Below are 14,612 nucleotides of genomic sequence, written 5' to 3'. Positions count from 1 at the left end.
CACATAGCGGATCACCTCCGCCCTCCCGTTCCGCTGTCCGCTCATACGGACAAAGTAACCCAAGGGTGGCCTCCCATCGACCGTCCCACTCGTTAATGACCGAGTGAGTGTCGCCGCAGCCCCGTACCTGCGGGGAGAAGGTCGGCGGCCAATCGTGCCCACCGCCCAGATCTCCCACCCCATGACCACGATCGGGACTACCGTCGAGGCCATACAAGCCGCCGGCCTGAAAGTCATCCCCGAGGGTGGATCCCCGTCGGCGAATGCAGCCAGTGCTACGCGGGCTGCGCCGACGACCCCAGGGAGAGCCGACTGTGAAACCCCAGTGGGACGACCTCCCCGCCAACGTGCGCGTCACCGTCGAGGAGCAGGTCGGCCAAGTCCTCAAAGCCGAGCCCGTGACCAAGGGACTCATGCCCGGCCTCGCCACCCGGCTGCACACGGAAAACAGCGAAACCGTCTTCCTCAAGGCCGTCCCCACCGCCAGCCCGGCCGCGACCCTGTACGAGCGGGAACGACGGGCCGGTGCCGTACTGCCGCCCGCCCTGCCCACGCCCAGCCTGCGCTGGAGTGGTGAGGTGGACGGGTGGATCGTGCTGCTGCACGAGTACGTCGACGGCCGGGACGCCGACCTGTCGCCCGGTTCGCCGGATGTGCCGCTTGTGCTGGACACCCTGACCGTCCTGAACGAGGCGCTCACCCCGTGCCCCGACGGGCTTCCGGAGGTCGCGGTGAACATCGCGGGACTCCAGGCCAAGGCCGCGAGCCTGCTCGCAGGGGAACTGCCGGACCGGAGCATGTACGAGAAGGCGCTCACCGCGTTCAGCCTCGACGCGCTGAAGGGGGACACCCTTCTCCACTACGACCTGCACCCCGGCAACTTCCGGATCGACGACGGGCGAGCGTACGTCATCGACTGGGCGTTCGCGGCGCGCGGTGCCGCGTGGGTGGACGCGGTCATGCTCGCTCCTCGTCTCATCGAGGCGGGCCATACCCCGGAGCAGGCCGAGGCGCTTTTGGCCCGCGTACCGGCCTGGCGGTCCGCACCCGCGGACGCGGTCACCGGCCTGGCCGCGCTGTGGACACTGTTTCGCCGGTACAAGGCGCGGTTCGGCCCAGTGGAAGGGCGCGATTTCCGTACGCGGGCAGCCGACGCCGGGCGAGCATGGGTGCACCATCGCTCCACCTGACCGGCCGCGTCAAGCACCGGTCCCGAACCCTCCTCAGAGGCCGGCGCGACAGAACGCCCTGTTCCGGCGGGGACTCGACCTCTCTCCCGGACCGCGCGACCGCGGTAGCCGGTCAACACGGCAGAACAGCGTGGTGGCGGCTACCACGGCCGAGAAGCGTGGCAGGCGTCAGACGCGCGCACCCGCCTCGGTGGTGTCGAGAAGGGCGAACCGCTGGGCGAACGCGGACATCTCCTCGCGTTGCCGTTCCGGTTCGGTGGCGGTGGCACTCACGACGATGCGGGTCACGCCTTGCGCGGCGAACGCCTCGACCTGTTCGGCGGTCATGTCGATCGCCCCTGATCGCGTGTACTCCAGCGTTTCCGGGCTGCGGCCCGCCTCGGTGGCGGCGGCCCGGGCGAGGTCCATCTGGAGGGCGCGTTCGTCCGGGGTGAGCGCGCCACCCGGGAAGTAGCCGTCGCCGCGTCGTCCGGCGCGGCGTGCGGCCGCCCGGCTCGATCCGCCGACGTGGATCGGCAGGTGGGTGACCCCGTATGGCTTCGGAAACTGGCACAGCTTGTCGAAGGCGAAGAACTCCCCGTCGAAGTCGACCCCCTCTTCGCCGCCGGCCCAGAGCAGCCGCATCACGTCGATCGCCTCGTCGGCGCGACGCCCACGGGTGCCGAAGTCGACGCCCGTCGCCCTGGCCTCACCGGGCAGGGTGCCGAGCCCCACGGTCAGCAGCCGCATCCGCCCCTTGGACAGCACGTCGATGGTCGCCAGGCGCTTGGCGAGGATCACCGGATGGTGGTACGGCAGCAGCAGCACACCCGTCCCGAGCAGGATTCGTCGCGTGGCCGCGGCGACGAAGCTCAGGCAATCGAGCGGATCGAAGTACGGTAGCGACGGCGGGAACTCGAAGTGCCCGACCGCCGCACCGGGGTACAGCGCGATGTGCTCGGGCAGATACAGCGCCTCGAAGCCGCAGTCCTCGGCGTGCCGGGCGTAGGCCACGATCGTGTCGGGGTCGACGCCGTGGTAGGGCGTGCTGTAGCTGACTGCGAACTTCATCGTCGTTCCTTCGGTCGGCCGGTCGGTGCGATGGATGGGCGGTCGCAGATCGGTATGGCCGGTACCGAGGCGGCGTCATGGCCTCACCATGCGTCGACGACGTCCCCACCCGTCTGTCGCGGCCACACTAGAACCCTGTCACCGGCGTCAAGGCAAGGCAGAGCGAGCATGGACGCATCATCGCTCCACCTGACCGGCCGGACACATCGATCGAAGCCGCCACCGGTCTGCCGATCGTCGCGGCTCTCGCCGATCTACTCCTGGAGGAACGACCGTGACCGTTCATGGCACATTCGCTCTGGTGACAGGGCGGCAGCGAGCTCTTGGAGAGAATTCACTCGCTTTCTGCCGAGTGGCTGCGAAGACTCGTAGGTGCAGAACCTTGACGCCATGTGCCCCGTCACTCGTTGTCGGGATTGCTAGCCATCTGTAGCAATCTCAGGGAAGGATCATGCACATGCGTCTGCGGTTCCTTGGCACGTCCTCCGAGAACGGTGACTGTCCCGCTGCCTACGAGACCTCCGGTGGCACGGTGGCCATCCAGGGCAAGCTCATCCTGGACCCCAGGCGCTCGGCGACGCCGTCAACCTCGGGCTGGGAGAGGCTATCGTCGAGATCCCCCGCGAGATGCTCACGTTCATTCCGAAGGAGTAGCAAGGGTGACGGAACTCGTCAGAGGTGACCGCTTCCAGGAGTTGTTCGCCTCGTTCCGGTCCACCGCACAGCGTCTGGAGACGCGCGACCGCTACAACTCGCCGGTCGAGCAGGAGCCGTTGCGGCGGTTCCTGGAGGGGAGTCCCGATCCGGAGTGGGCGGACAGGCCGTGGCTTCACGCGGTCCGTCAGGCGGTGATGGAAGAGCGATACTTCCAGAGGGTCCGGGTCGTCTCCATCCCGCTGTCGGATTACGCCCGCTTCGGATTGCACGGAGCCATGGCCGACAACGCGGCGGGGGAGGACATCCGATACCTGGATCGCGACACCGCGCTCAGGGCGGGTGTCCCTCAGCTCGACGTGTGGTGCTTCGACCGCTCCCTGTCCGCGGTCCTGCACTTCGACGAAGAGGACGGGTCGATGCTGGGCGCCGAGCTGATCGATGATCCCGACATCGTGGCCGAACACCGCGGATGGTTCGATCTCGCCCGGAAACTGTCGGTCTCCCACGAGGAATTCGTGAAGCGAGTCGAGTGACATCCGCGGGCATGCGGCCGTCGGCGGTGAGGCTGGGTGGCGGTGCGGAGGTCGCCCTGCTGGACGTGGCGACCGGTTCGCAGGCCACCACCCGGCCAGAGGCGGCGGGTGGGTGGGCGGTTGAGTTGGGCGCGGACCGACCGTGTACTCCACGTCGGCTGCGGGACAGGATCCCCTTGGCTCTGTAGGTGAATTCAAGAGCCGAATGTCGGTCAGTGGCTCTGTGGCGCTCGGTGGGGGAGCCGTGTCAGCGAATTCCAGAGCTACCTGAGGGTTAGCGGTGCGAGTATCGAGGCGTTACTCCATGTGAGGAGACGCTGGTGATACACCCCCAGTCCAAGGTGGAGGTATTCGCGGCGATTCGCCGGGATTCTCGTACGGGGCTGTTCTGATCTGCGAGGGAATCAGCGGCGCGGGATGGCACTGGGGCTGGAAGCCCTCGTGAAGTTCATGTCCATCCAGTGCCGCCAGTTCGAGCCGTTGTCAGTGCGCTCCCATTCGGCCGTCATGGAGTCGCCGTCTTCGGCGATCACCAGCGTCGCCCGCTCTGTCTCACCGGCGAACGTCCAGACACCCTCGTCGTCGACGCTTGCCCGCATGGTGACGAAGTTGCCGTGCTTGTCGAAGGAGCGCATGGGGTAGGTCCGGCTCGCTGGATCGTAGGGCCCGATCATCTCGATGACCTCGATGTGCTCCTCATTCATGCGCACGTCCACACGGTGAATGAGGAAGTGCTCGCCCGCCAGCCACTCGTAGGTGTCCGACCCGGCGATGCGGATCGCCGGGTCGATCGCGGTGGCCGCTATACGCCCCTGCGAACGCCAACGGCCAACCAGCGCATTCAGGCGCTGGTTCTCCGATCGCGGGGCACGGGTGTTGTCGTCTCCTGACATGGCGGATCCTCGTCGTCGATGGTGTGTAAGATGTTGCTTAAACACTTACACGCTGTCCCGGCGGTGCGCAAAACGAAGGCGGTGGACCATGGACGAGGCGCTTCGCGCGGTGGCGGACCCGACCCGCCGCGCCATCCTCGTCCTGGTGCGGGATCGTGAGGTATCGGCAGGCGAGATCGCCGAGCGCTTTCCCGATATCAGTCGCCCTGCGGTATCCCAGCATCTGCGAACGCTGACAGCAGCCCGCCTCGTCGACGTCCGCCGCGCAGGCAATCGCCGCTTCTATCGGCTACGTCCGGAAGGGCTGGCCGAGGCGGTGACGTTCCTGGAGACGATGTGGTCCACCTCGCTCAGCCACCTCCAGTACGAAGCCGAGCAAGAAGAACGCGCGCACACTGGTGCCCAGGACGTGAAGGGATCGTTGTGAGCAGGACGATTGAGCAGACGTTGCACATCCGTGCGCGTCCCGAGACGATCTGGCGGTTCTTCACCGACCCGGCACGCCTGGCGCGATGGTGGGGAACGGCCAAGCTGGACGTCCGCCCCGGTGGCGCCTTGCAGGTTGCGATGCACGAGGGCCCACGCCCGGTGATGCGCGGACGGTTCGTGGAGTTCGTGCCGTACGAGCGTCTCGTCTTCACCTTCGGATGGGAGGCCACACCGGGAGCGCCCGACATGGCACCAGAGGCATCCCGAGTCGAAATCACCCTGACCCCGGACGGTGATGGCACCGAGCTCACCCTGCGCCACAGTGGTCTGCCGGCCCTGCTCGAAGAGGAGACCAGCGATGGCTGGGCGCACCTGCTCCATCGTCTGGGCGAAACGGCAGAACGCCAGGAACTCCGCTGAACCTGGTCGAATCTAGAGGCTCCGCGGGTCGCGCACCCGCAGGCCGAAGGCCGACAAGCCCTGCTCGTGGTGCTCGATCAGGTCGAGGCGGCGGTAGAAGGCGTGGTTCGCGGGGCCTGCCGGGGTGGACTCGTGGTCGGTGGTGAGAACGAAGTAGCGGCAGTGCGCGTATCGGTCCTTGAGGTGCTCCAGGAGTCGGCGGCCGACGCCCTTGCCGTGGTGTCGGGCATTGACCAGCAACTCCTGCACATAACAGACGATCTCGTCGTCGGATACCGTCCGCGCCAGGCCGAGCAGCCTGCCCGACTCGTCCCTGGCGGTGATGACCAGGTGCGAGTTGGCCAGGCTCCGGCACACCCGGGTGACGTCGTGCGTCCACGGGCGCCAGCCGACCGAGTCGTAGAGCTCGAACATCTCGGCCTCGTCGAACGACGTCTCCTGAGCGATGATCACCACTTATGGGGCTCCCTGATGTGCTCGGCATGAAGTGACGCGCCCGAGCCTATTCGGCCCTTGGGCGGCAGCCAATCGGCCGGTGGCGCCAGGTCTCCGCTGAAGACAAGTCACGTGTGGAAAGCAGGGGGCGGGTCCGGCGCACTCCGCGACGCCGGACGTCGGCGATGGAAACGTCACCCCAGAAACCGCCGCGCGCCACGCAGCCTGGTCCGAAGTCGTCGTTGGGTCATGTCGCACTCCAAGCGCACATCCAGCGGGCCGGGCACGTTGGTGTCCGCTCGCCGACCCGAAGGCAACCGGTCGGCGTCGAGCCCGTCGCGTCGGGCGATGAGCAGCCCCAGCTCGTACCGGCTGATCGCGTCGGTGCCGGCGACATGGTGGACACCGTGATACTCGGATGCGGCGAGTTCGAGGAGCGCCGCAGCGAGATCGACGACATGTATGGGACATCGCACGTCGTCGGTGAACAGCACTCCGCTCGCCCTGCCGGTGGCCAGTGAATGCACCAGCGCCTCGTGCGGAGAACCACCGTCACCGATGATCAGGGATGTCCGGGCTATCACCGAGGTCGGCGCGATCGCGCTCACCGCTGTCTCGGCGGCGGCCTTGGCCGCACCGTACGGGGAGATCGGGTCGGGGAGGCACGTCTCGTCATAGTGAATCGCGGCACCGGAGAAGACCGTGTCGCTGGACACATGAACCAGGCGCCCACCTGCCGCAGCGACGGCGAGAGCCACGTTCACGGCTCCGGTCGCCGTGGTCGCCCAGTCTGACTGCAGGTACGCGGTGTTGACGACCACCTCCGGCTGAAACGCGTCGATCAGCGCGTCGACGTCGTCTCGTCGGCGCACGTCGAGCGGCGACCACTCGGCACCCGCGGTCTCTCCCGGCCGGGTCAGGTAGGTCGCGGCCACCTCATGCCCGGCCACCAGACACTGCCGGACGAGTTCGCCGCCAAGGAAACCACTGCCGCCGACGACAAGGAATCTCATGGCCGGTCCGAGCCGGATTCGCTGAAAGAAGTGCCCACCGGCTCATCATGCATTCATGGCCGGTCTCGTGTCTGCGGCGCCGCGAACCAGATCCCGGTGTGTCCCGCCCGAGCTGACGCACGGGACTGCGGGGAGGTTCAGGCGATCAGCAGGCGAAGGCCGAGCTCTGCCGCGTCGAGATCGACGAGGTCTCGGTTGCGTTCGGCCCACCGGCCGGATGCGAGGTCGTCACGGAGGCTGCGCACCGCGCGCTGCTCGACGTCCGGCCCGACTCTGGTCCAGACCGATCCTCCGCGACGGACGTTCTCGTCGAGGTATGCCTCGGGCCGACGCCAGTGGGCCTCCAGGAAGCCGTCGGCGCAGTCCCACGGGATGAGCACCGGTTCCATCCGGGCTCCGATCGCATCGGCCTGCTCGGTCACCGAAGGTCGGCCGACAAGGAGGTCCGCGACCTCGGGCAGGTAGTCGCGAGTGAGCCAGAACCGATGACGCCATGAGCAGCTGGTGTTTTATCGTGAAACGGTGCTCACGGTTGGTGTTGACCTGGCGACAAAAGCAAATAAGACGGCGGTGGCCTGGCTTGATTGGTCTGCCGACAGGGCCCGCGTCCGCAGGCTGGAGATCGTGGCGGACGATGATCTGATCGTCGAAGCGATCAAAGGCGCGGACAAGGCCGGTATCGACTGTCCGCTTGGCTGGCCGGACAAGTTCGTTGATTTCATCACGGCTCACCGCACGGGACATGTCGCTGTGCCCGGGGGCAGCACGGACGTCGCCTGGCGCAGGCAGTTCACCATGCGGGTCACCGACTACGAGGTGAAGGAAGTCCTGGACTTCTATCCTCTGAGCGTTTCCGCGAATCTCATCGGCAGCACGGCCCTGCGTTGCGCGGCCCTGCTCGCCGAGCTTGCCCGGCAGGGTCAGCCGGTCGACCGTAGCGGCACCGGCGTCGTGGCGGAGGTCTACCCTGCGGCCTCGCTCAGACGCTGGGGCCTGCCCCACGGCCGCTATAAAAGCCCGGCGAATCGTGAGGGGCTCGCGCGGTTGGTCGATGAACTCCAGGAAGCGGCGCCATGGTTGGACCTGGGGGAACACGAACGGACCTGTCGGACGTCCGACCATGCGACGGACGCCGTCATCGCCGCGCTCACCGCCCGCGCCGCGGCTCAGGGTCTCGTGAACGTCCCGACACAGGACCAAGCTCACTCGGCGCGATCCGAGGGATGGATCGCGCTCCCCAGCGGACCTCTGAGTGAGCTTCTCCCGGCTGGATGAGCAAGCCCTTCTGAGGCCGGGGGAGGCGAGCGATTACCGTCAGGGCGCGGAACGGGAACGGATGACATGCTCGGCCACCTCGGGTCTCGCCGTCGTGAACCCGGGTGGTGGGTTGTGGCGATACATCCCTGACCACTTCCCTACAGAAGGGCGGAGATGATCACACAACCCGCCACTCGGGGTGACGCCGACCTCGTCAGCGCCTCCTGGACGCAGCCGGAAGCGTTCGCCGAGCTGTTCGACCGCTACTCCGGAATGCTTTACCGGTACGTCTCCAAACGGCTCGGCCCCGAACCGGCCGAGGACCTCGTGGGAGAGACGTTCCTGGTCGCCTTCTCCCGGCGCAGGAGTTACGACCTGTCCTATTCGGACGCCCGGCCCTGGCTCTTCGGCATCCTCACCAAGCTCATATCCCGTCGGCACCGCAGCGAGGCGGCCCGTTACCGGGCGCTGTTACGGGCGCCCGTGAACGACCACGAGGACTCGCCCGCCGACCGGGTGGCCGACGGGGTGAGCGCGCAGGCCGTTCGGCCCGCCCTGATCAGCGCGCTCGCGGTGCTGCCCGCCAAGGATCGCGACGTGCTGTTGCTGATCGCCTAGGGCGATCTGACGTACGAGGAGGTCGCGCGGGCACTCGACATCCCGGTCGGCACCGTGCGCTCCCGCCTCAACAGGGGCAGGCGGAAGGTACGGGCGGCGCTGGGCGACACCAATCCGATGCTCGATGAGGAGGCGTGACGATGGACGACCTGAAGATGCTGCGCGACCTCGGCGCCGAGCTGGAGCACCGGCCGCCGGCGACGCTGGCCCGCCGGCGCGACCGCCTGTTGATCGCCCGGTCCCGTCGTCGCCTGCGGGTGGGTTGGCCGACCATGGGCCTGGCCGCAGCCGCCGCCGCAGCCGCCGCCACCGTGGTCGCCGTGACCGTGCCCACGCTGGTGTTGAACGGCGGGGGGAGCATCGCCCCGGCCGGGGTCAGACCGGTCAAGGTGACCGGCGCGCTGAACATCCTTGTCGTCGGCACCGACAGCCAGGCCGGTACCCCCCGCTTCCGTACGGGAGGCGCGCGCAGTGACACCATCCTGCTGGCGCACCTGCCGGCGAACCGGGAGCGGATCACGTTCGTCAACCTGCCACGCGACTCGATCGTCCAGATCCCCGCCTGCGGAGCGGTGCCTGGCCGGAGGGACATGATCAATTCGGCGTTCAACAAGGGCGGGCTCGCCTGCACCGTCAAGACGGTCGAGACGCTGACCAACGTGCGGATCGACCACGCGATGGAGTTCGACTTCCAGGCGTTCAGGGAGGTGGTCGACGCCCTTGGCGGCGTCGAGGTCAGGCTGCCCAGACCTGTGAACGACTCGAAGGCCAAGCTGACGCTCCCCGCGGGCAAGAGCATGCTCAACGGCGAGCAGGCGCTCGCCTACGTGCGGCTGCGCAACTACGGCGACGGTTCGGACATCCAGCGGATCAAACGCCAGGCCGCGCTCATGCGGGCGATGCTGAAAAAGGCCGGGCAGGGGATTACCGGCCCTGCCCGGCTCCAGTCGTTCCTCTCCGCGGCGTCCAGGAGCGTGAAAAGCGACATGGATCTGGGCACGATGGCCGTGATCGCCGAAAGCGCACGCGAGAGCCAGGCGACGTTCCTCGTGGTGCCCTGGCTCCCGGCTCCCGACCAACCCGGCAGGATCGTCTGGAAGCAGCCCGAGGCGAACGAGTTCTTCGGCGATCTGCGCTGACGTGATCTTGGGGCCACCCGCTCGCGCGATGCGGTCGGCACCGGCGCCGGCCGTTGCGCGACCCCGAACACCCCGAGGAGTGAGCGGGGTTCATGCCGGGTCCGGAGTGTGCCGCGCCCGGTACGTCCTCGACAACGCAAAAGGCCCGTCCCCGGGTCTTTCCGGGGGCGGGCTGTCGGCTGTGGTGGATGGTTATCGCAGGATGGGGAGGTCTCGCACCAGCGGGGTGGCGCCCCACCAGCGGCCGAGGCCGAAGGTGTCGCCGGCCTGGGTCATCGCCAGGCCGACCAGCACGAGGGCGTAGATGAGGTGCTCGTCCATGAACGGGTTGGTGGTCAGCGGCAGCGCCGCCGCCCACATCAGGAGCATCATCAGCCCGCCGGTGGCGGCGGCGATCCGCAGACCCACCCCCACGATGAGGGCCGTGCCGATACCGAGTAGGCCGAGCATGAACAGCCAGTCCACCCAGCCCTGTCCCGCCAGGGTCGTGAACAGGCCGCCGAGCGCGTTCTCGCCGGTGCCCTTGAGGAACCCGGTGGTCGGGCTGCCCCCGGCCACCCACGCCCGCTCGGCGGGAGTGGCGAATCCCCAGCCGAAGGTCTTGTCCAGGAAGGCCCACAGGAACACCCATCCGATGGCGATGCGGGCGATCGCCCACACGTAGTCGACCGGACGCCTGCCGGTCACGGCGGCTGCCGCGGCGGTGACGGGGGCTGCGGGGGTGACGGGAGCGGCGTGCATGGCCGGCCTGGTGTGAACTCGTCCGTGGGTGGTGGCCATGACGGCTCCCCTTTCCTGGTTTCTTTTCCTGTTTCTTGTACACCTCCATAACATCGCTTTCCGAAGCGCGGATGCAGTGCTCTACGGCTCCCCCTCAGGTCCCGAAGGTCCCCTTCCGGTGGGACCTTCGGTCCTGCGGAGCTCAGAGTGCGGTTCGCGAGGTTGTGCCCGTGATGTCGCAGTGTGATCGTATGGATTGGTGAGCCTCCGGCCAGCCGGCCTATCCCAACGCCCACGACGAACAGGGCATCAGCTCGCGGAACGCCCTCTCAGGATGGTGCGGCTACCCGCACCATCAAGCGTCGACCGTGAGCGGGTACGTCGAAACGCGTACGCGCATCGGGCTTTCAGGCCGACGACGGGGCGAGGTGCGGACTCGTAGCGTGACCGGGTCCGAGTTTCCCGTCCGTTAAGTGAGCCTGCTGATGCGACATCGACTTTCTCTTGCCGTCCTTACCGCGTACGTCTGGATCGCCATGGTGGCGTTCGGGGGTGTCGCGGTAGAGACGATCGTCATCTACCCCAACGTGTTCCACGACGTGCCGGCCTCCCTGGCCGAGACGGTGGAGTTCTTCGTGGTGAGCGGTCCCGCCGACTTCTTCCCGCCGATGGGCGCGGTGACCGTGATCGCCTCCGTGGCGACCCTGATTCTGGCGTGGCCCATCCGGGACACGCGGTTGTGGGCCGGCGGCAGCCTGCTGTCACTGCTGCTGGGCGAGTTCCTGTTCTCGGTCCTGTACTTCTGGCCGCGCAACGACATCATGTTCGAGCAGGGCGCCGCCGTTCATTCCGTGGAGGTGCTGCGCCAGACCGCGTTCGAGTTCGAGACCGCTCACTGGGGGCGGCTCGGGATGAGCGCGGTGACGGCCACGCTGGCCTTCGTCGGCCTGTGGCGACTGCTCCGCGCCGGCGCCCTCGCGCGAGATGACGTGTGAGGCGGCTCCTCGGCCTGCTCGCGGCGGTGATCTGAGGGCCGGCGCTGCTGACGGTTGCGGGACGCCATCGTGGTCCGGCAGCGGCGACCGGTCGCATGAGGGTGACCGTGTCGCCGCTGTCGCCGCTGTCGTCGCTTCGCTCTCAGCCGAGTCGCTTCGCTCTCAGCCGACGCCCTGGTCGAGTCCCCAGCGGCGCCGCAGGGCGTTGTCCGCCGCGCCGAAGCACATGTCCACCACGATGCCGATGACCAGGATCACGATCATCGTGGCGAGGAGACCGGGGGCGTCGGAGAGTTCCCTGGCGTTGTCGAGCTGCTCGCCGATCGACGCCTGATGGGCGATGATCACGAGCAGCTCGCCCGCCATCAGGGACCGCCACGCGAACGCCCAGCCCTGCTTGAGTCCCGACAGGAACGACGGCAGTGACGCGGGCAGGATGACGTGCCGGTAGAGCGCGAGGCGCCGCAGGCCGAGGATGTGCCCGGCGCGGAGCAGGATCGGCGGCGTGTAGTCCACGCCGGCGATGAGTCCGTTCGCGATCGACGGTGCCGCCCCGAGGACGACCACGAACAGGATCGCGCTCTCGCTGAGCTTGAAGAACAGGATCGCGAGCGGGAACCACGCGATGGAGGGCATGGTCTGCAGGCCCGTGATCAGGGAGCCGAGCGCGGCCCGCAGTGGCCGGACCCGTGACACGGCCGCGCCGACCACGAGCCCGACCAGCACCGCGATCGCGAACCCGGTGATCGCGCGGCGCATCGTCACGGCCAAGGCCTCGTAGAACTCGGCCTCACCGAGGCGGTTCCACAGATCCGCCAGGACGGTCACGGGGCCGGGGAGGACGTACTCCGGGCGCCAGCCGCTGAGCACGACCAGTTCCCAGACGGCGAGGACGAGGGCGATCGCCGAGAGCATCGGCCAGGTTCTGGCCCAGATCCTGGAGGCGAGGCTCTGCCGTTCCCGGTGGGACAGCTCCAGCGCGTCCAGGCCGGCGATGTGCTGGGAAAGATCAGCAGTCATTGGTCACCCGCTACTTCTCGATCCCGGCGCTGACGGGCCGCTGCGCCGTCGGCTGGGCGTGGCGCAACACCTCCTGGCGCAACCGGTCGGTGATGGTGGAGGCGAGTTCGGCCACTTCGGCGGAGTCGGTACGGCGAGGCCGCGGCAGCGTCACGGGGAAGTCCTCGATCACCGTGCCGGGCCTGCTGCTCAGCAGGACGACCCGGTCGCCGAGCCGTACGGCCTCGCGCACGTTGTGGGTGACGAACAGGACGGCCAGTTCCCGCTCCCGCCAGATCCGCTCCAGCTCGTCGTGGAGCAGGTCACGGGTCATGGCGTCGAGGGCGCCGAAGGGCTCGTCCATGAGGAGCACGTCGGCCTCCTGGGCGAGAGCCCTGGCGAGCGCGACCCGCTGGCGCATGCCGCCGGAGAGCTCGTGCGGGCGCTTGTGGCCGAAGTCGGCGAGGTGGACGATCTCCAGGAGTTCCGTCGCCCGCGCGCGGCGCTCCTTCTTCGTGGTGTTCTTGCCCGAACTCGTCACCCGGAGCGCCAGTTCGATGTTCCCCGAGACCGTGAGCCAGGGGAACAGGGCGGGCTCCTGGAACATCATCGCGATTCGGGCTTCCTTGGTGTCGATCTTCCCGGCGGTGGGACGGTCGAGACCTGCGACGAGATTGAGCAGCGTGCTCTTGCCGCAGCCGGACGCTCCCAGCAGGCAGACGAACTCGCCCTTGTCCACCGAGAGCGTCACCTGGTCCAGGGCCAGGAGCTCTCTGCCGTACACCTTGGAAACCGCGTCCAGCCGGACCGCGGGCTCGTGCCCGTCGGTCCGGCCGGGGCGCAGCTCCTGGATCGGAGCTGTCACTTCGCCTCCTTGACCAGCGGCTCGCCGGATGGTGACCGGGGGTGCCGCCTCGACTCTTCTGTTCTGTGGTGCTCGCTCTGGCCGGTCACCTGTCGCTCACGGCAGGCTCGTTCTTGGCCTTCAGGACCTCGTTGAGGATCGTGAGGTCGTAGATGCCGTTCAGGTCCACCGGGTCGAGCAGGCCGACCTTCTGGGCGTGGTCGGCGCTGCCGACGAGGGAGGACGCGATCGGGTCGTTGGTGAAGGTGATGTTGCCGAAGGCGCTGTCCAGGACCTCCTGGGCGATCGGCTTGCCGCTCAGCTCCTTCAGTTCCGCGTTGATCGACTCCTTGGCGCCCGCCGGGTCGGACTGGATGAAGTCGTTGGCCTCGACGTGCGCATCGACGAGCTTCTTCACCAGGTCGGGGTGCTCCTTGAGGAACTGCTGCCGCACGATCAGGTGCGTGATCACGAACTTCTTGTCCGGCCAGAGGTCGGTCTCGTCGAGGAGGATCTTGCCCTTGCTCTCCTGGACCAGGCGGCTGGCGAAGGGCTCGGGCACCCAGGCGCCGTCGATGTCGCCGGTGGCGAAGGTCTGCAGGGTCTGGGCGTTCTCCTGGGGGAGGATGGAGACCTCGCCGCCGCCCTTGGTGTCGGTCTTGATCCCCTTCTCCTGGAGCCAGTAGCGCAGCGCGACGTCCTGGGTGTTGCCGAGCTGAGGCGTGGCGATCTTCTTGCCCTTGAGGTCTTCGATGCCGTTGATCTCGGGCTTGACCACGAGGAACACGCCACCGGACGCCGCGCCTGCGACGATCTTGATGGCCTCGCCCTTGGACTTCGACCAGGCGTTGATGGCCGGGTTCGGCCCGATGTAGGTGGCGTCGATGGCGTCGGAGAAGATCGCCTCGGTCGCGGCCGGGCCGGCGTTGAAGGTCGAGATCTTCAGCGACGCGTCGTTGCCGAGCGCCTTGGCGAACAGTCCCTTCTGCACGCCGACCAGGGCCGTGGAGTGCGTGATGTTGGGGAAGAAGCCGAGGCGGACCTCTGTCTTCGCCGTGGCGCTGTCACTGCCGGAGGACCCCCCGCCTCCTCCGCAGGCCGCCGCGAGGGCTGTCACCGTGACCGCGGCCAGTGCCACTGCCGTCCCCCGGAGCCTGCGAACCTTCATGGATTACTCCTTAATTCCTACTTAATAAGTCGGTTAAGTGCATAACATTGCAAACGGGCCCTCCTGTCAAGCGTTGTGATCGCACGGGCACGAGCCGTTACCGGTTCGTGTTCCTCGGGGCTTCGGCGCCGTCCCGCATATCCGCCTATTGGGCGTTATGGCCGATATGTCGCATTAGGGCGTCTGTGGCCGGCGGGGAGAGCTCGACGGGCCGATGGTCGTGGTCAAATTCTGATCTTGGAGATGGTCGCC

General features: G+C 67.7%; 18 protein-coding genes. 9 read left to right on the top strand and 9 right to left on the bottom strand.

Going from position 1 to position 14,612, the window contains the following annotated elements; translation table 11 throughout:
- Positions 1-314 precede the first annotated feature (314 nt).
- Positions 315-1,190: a phosphotransferase gene (locus tag ABZ664_RS34240; RefSeq protein ID WP_362519601.1), complete on the top strand. Its 876-nt coding sequence runs from the start codon at positions 315-317 to the stop codon at positions 1,188-1,190.
- A 168-nt stretch (positions 1,191-1,358) separates the two neighbouring features.
- Here ABZ664_RS34240 and ABZ664_RS34235 read toward each other — a convergent pair whose 3' ends face one another.
- Positions 1,359-2,240 carry a TIGR03619 family F420-dependent LLM class oxidoreductase gene (locus tag ABZ664_RS34235; RefSeq protein ID WP_362519598.1) on the bottom strand — a complete coding sequence of 294 codons (882 nt, stop codon included), beginning with the start codon at positions 2,238-2,240 and terminating at the stop codon, positions 1,359-1,361.
- A 659-nt stretch (positions 2,241-2,899) separates the two neighbouring features.
- Here ABZ664_RS34235 and ABZ664_RS34230 point away from each other — a divergent pair.
- Positions 2,900-3,430, top strand: coding sequence for a DUF6879 family protein (locus ABZ664_RS34230; protein WP_362519595.1), 531 nt, complete (start codon positions 2,900-2,902; stop codon positions 3,428-3,430).
- A 404-nt stretch (positions 3,431-3,834) separates the two neighbouring features.
- Here the strand turns inward: ABZ664_RS34230 and ABZ664_RS34225 are convergent, their stop codons facing one another.
- Positions 3,835-4,323 carry a DUF1579 family protein gene (locus tag ABZ664_RS34225; RefSeq protein WP_362519592.1) on the bottom strand — a complete coding sequence of 163 codons (489 nt, stop codon included), beginning with the start codon at positions 4,321-4,323 and terminating at the stop codon, positions 3,835-3,837.
- An 88-nt stretch (positions 4,324-4,411) separates the two neighbouring features.
- Here ABZ664_RS34225 and ABZ664_RS34220 point away from each other — a divergent pair, with 88 nt between their 5' ends.
- Both ABZ664_RS34220 and ABZ664_RS34215 read left to right on the top strand, forming a co-directional pair.
- Entirely contained in the window at positions 4,412-4,750 is a 339-nt protein-coding gene (locus ABZ664_RS34220; RefSeq protein WP_362519589.1) for a metalloregulator ArsR/SmtB family transcription factor, read from the top strand.
- Positions 4,747-5,172, top strand: coding sequence for an SRPBCC family protein (locus ABZ664_RS34215; protein WP_362519586.1), 426 nt, complete (start codon positions 4,747-4,749; stop codon positions 5,170-5,172). The genes ABZ664_RS34220 and ABZ664_RS34215 overlap by 4 nt, the downstream gene beginning before the upstream one ends.
- A gap of 12 nt (positions 5,173-5,184) precedes the next feature.
- On the opposite strand, the gene ABZ664_RS34210 is transcribed toward ABZ664_RS34215, so the two are convergent.
- The 3 genes from ABZ664_RS34210 to ABZ664_RS34200 form a co-directional block, all read right to left on the bottom strand.
- A complete protein-coding gene (locus ABZ664_RS34210; protein ID WP_362519582.1) occupies positions 5,185-5,628 on the bottom strand; it encodes a GNAT family N-acetyltransferase in 444 nt (147 codons plus the stop codon).
- A gap of 173 nt (positions 5,629-5,801) precedes the next feature.
- Positions 5,802-6,620, bottom strand: coding sequence for a sugar nucleotide-binding protein (locus ABZ664_RS34205; RefSeq protein WP_362519577.1), 819 nt, complete (start codon positions 6,618-6,620; stop codon positions 5,802-5,804).
- A 137-nt stretch (positions 6,621-6,757) separates the two neighbouring features.
- Positions 6,758-7,009: a hypothetical protein gene (locus ABZ664_RS34200; RefSeq protein WP_362519571.1), complete on the bottom strand. Its 252-nt coding sequence runs from the start codon at positions 7,007-7,009 to the stop codon at positions 6,758-6,760.
- Between the two features lie 133 nt (positions 7,010-7,142).
- Here ABZ664_RS34200 and ABZ664_RS34195 point away from each other — a divergent pair, with 133 nt between their 5' ends.
- The 4 genes from ABZ664_RS34195 to ABZ664_RS34180 all read left to right on the top strand — a co-directional run bounded on the left by ABZ664_RS34195 (position 7,143) and on the right by ABZ664_RS34180 (position 9,634).
- Positions 7,143-7,895, top strand: a complete 753-nt coding sequence (locus ABZ664_RS34195) for a DUF429 domain-containing protein (protein WP_362519568.1) — start codon at positions 7,143-7,145, stop codon at positions 7,893-7,895.
- A 156-nt stretch (positions 7,896-8,051) separates the two neighbouring features.
- Positions 8,052-8,495, top strand: coding sequence for a sigma-70 family RNA polymerase sigma factor (locus tag ABZ664_RS34190; protein ID WP_362519565.1), 444 nt, complete (start codon positions 8,052-8,054; stop codon positions 8,493-8,495).
- A gap of 6 nt (positions 8,496-8,501) precedes the next feature.
- Positions 8,502-8,633, top strand: a complete 132-nt coding sequence (locus tag ABZ664_RS34185; RefSeq protein ID WP_362519652.1) for a sigma factor-like helix-turn-helix DNA-binding protein — start codon at positions 8,502-8,504, stop codon at positions 8,631-8,633.
- Positions 8,634-8,635: 2 nt separating this feature from the next.
- Positions 8,636-9,634 (top strand): LCP family protein, encoded by a 999-nt coding sequence (locus ABZ664_RS34180; protein ID WP_362519562.1) that lies wholly within the window; start codon positions 8,636-8,638, stop codon positions 9,632-9,634.
- A 192-nt stretch (positions 9,635-9,826) separates the two neighbouring features.
- On the opposite strand, the gene ABZ664_RS34175 is transcribed toward ABZ664_RS34180, so the two are convergent.
- A complete protein-coding gene (locus ABZ664_RS34175) occupies positions 9,827-10,414 on the bottom strand; it encodes a hypothetical protein (protein ID WP_362519559.1) in 588 nt (195 codons plus the stop codon).
- A 425-nt stretch (positions 10,415-10,839) separates the two neighbouring features.
- Between ABZ664_RS34175 and ABZ664_RS34170 the strand changes: the two genes are divergently transcribed.
- Positions 10,840-11,349 carry a hypothetical protein gene (locus ABZ664_RS34170; protein WP_362519556.1) on the top strand — a complete coding sequence of 170 codons (510 nt, stop codon included), beginning with the start codon at positions 10,840-10,842 and terminating at the stop codon, positions 11,347-11,349.
- A gap of 162 nt (positions 11,350-11,511) precedes the next feature.
- Here the strand turns inward: ABZ664_RS34170 and ABZ664_RS34165 are convergent, their stop codons facing one another.
- The 3 genes from ABZ664_RS34165 to ABZ664_RS34155 form a co-directional block, all read right to left on the bottom strand.
- Positions 11,512-12,369 (bottom strand): ABC transporter permease, encoded by an 858-nt coding sequence (locus ABZ664_RS34165; RefSeq protein ID WP_362519553.1) that lies wholly within the window; start codon positions 12,367-12,369, stop codon positions 11,512-11,514.
- A 10-nt stretch (positions 12,370-12,379) separates the two neighbouring features.
- Complete coding sequence (locus tag ABZ664_RS34160; RefSeq protein ID WP_362519550.1) at positions 12,380-13,213, bottom strand: ABC transporter ATP-binding protein; 834 nt, start codon at positions 13,211-13,213, stop codon at positions 12,380-12,382.
- A gap of 85 nt (positions 13,214-13,298) precedes the next feature.
- Complete coding sequence (locus tag ABZ664_RS34155) at positions 13,299-14,360, bottom strand: ABC transporter substrate-binding protein (RefSeq protein WP_362519547.1); 1,062 nt, start codon at positions 14,358-14,360, stop codon at positions 13,299-13,301.
- Positions 14,361-14,612: the final 252 nt, after the last annotated feature.

The sequence above is a fragment of the Streptosporangium sp. NPDC006930 genome, from assembly GCF_040635605.1.
Lineage (GTDB): Bacteria > Actinomycetota > Actinomycetes > Streptosporangiales > Streptosporangiaceae > Streptosporangium.
Note: the sequence above shows the minus strand (reverse complement) of the source record. Positions and strands in the feature narration are given on the sequence as shown.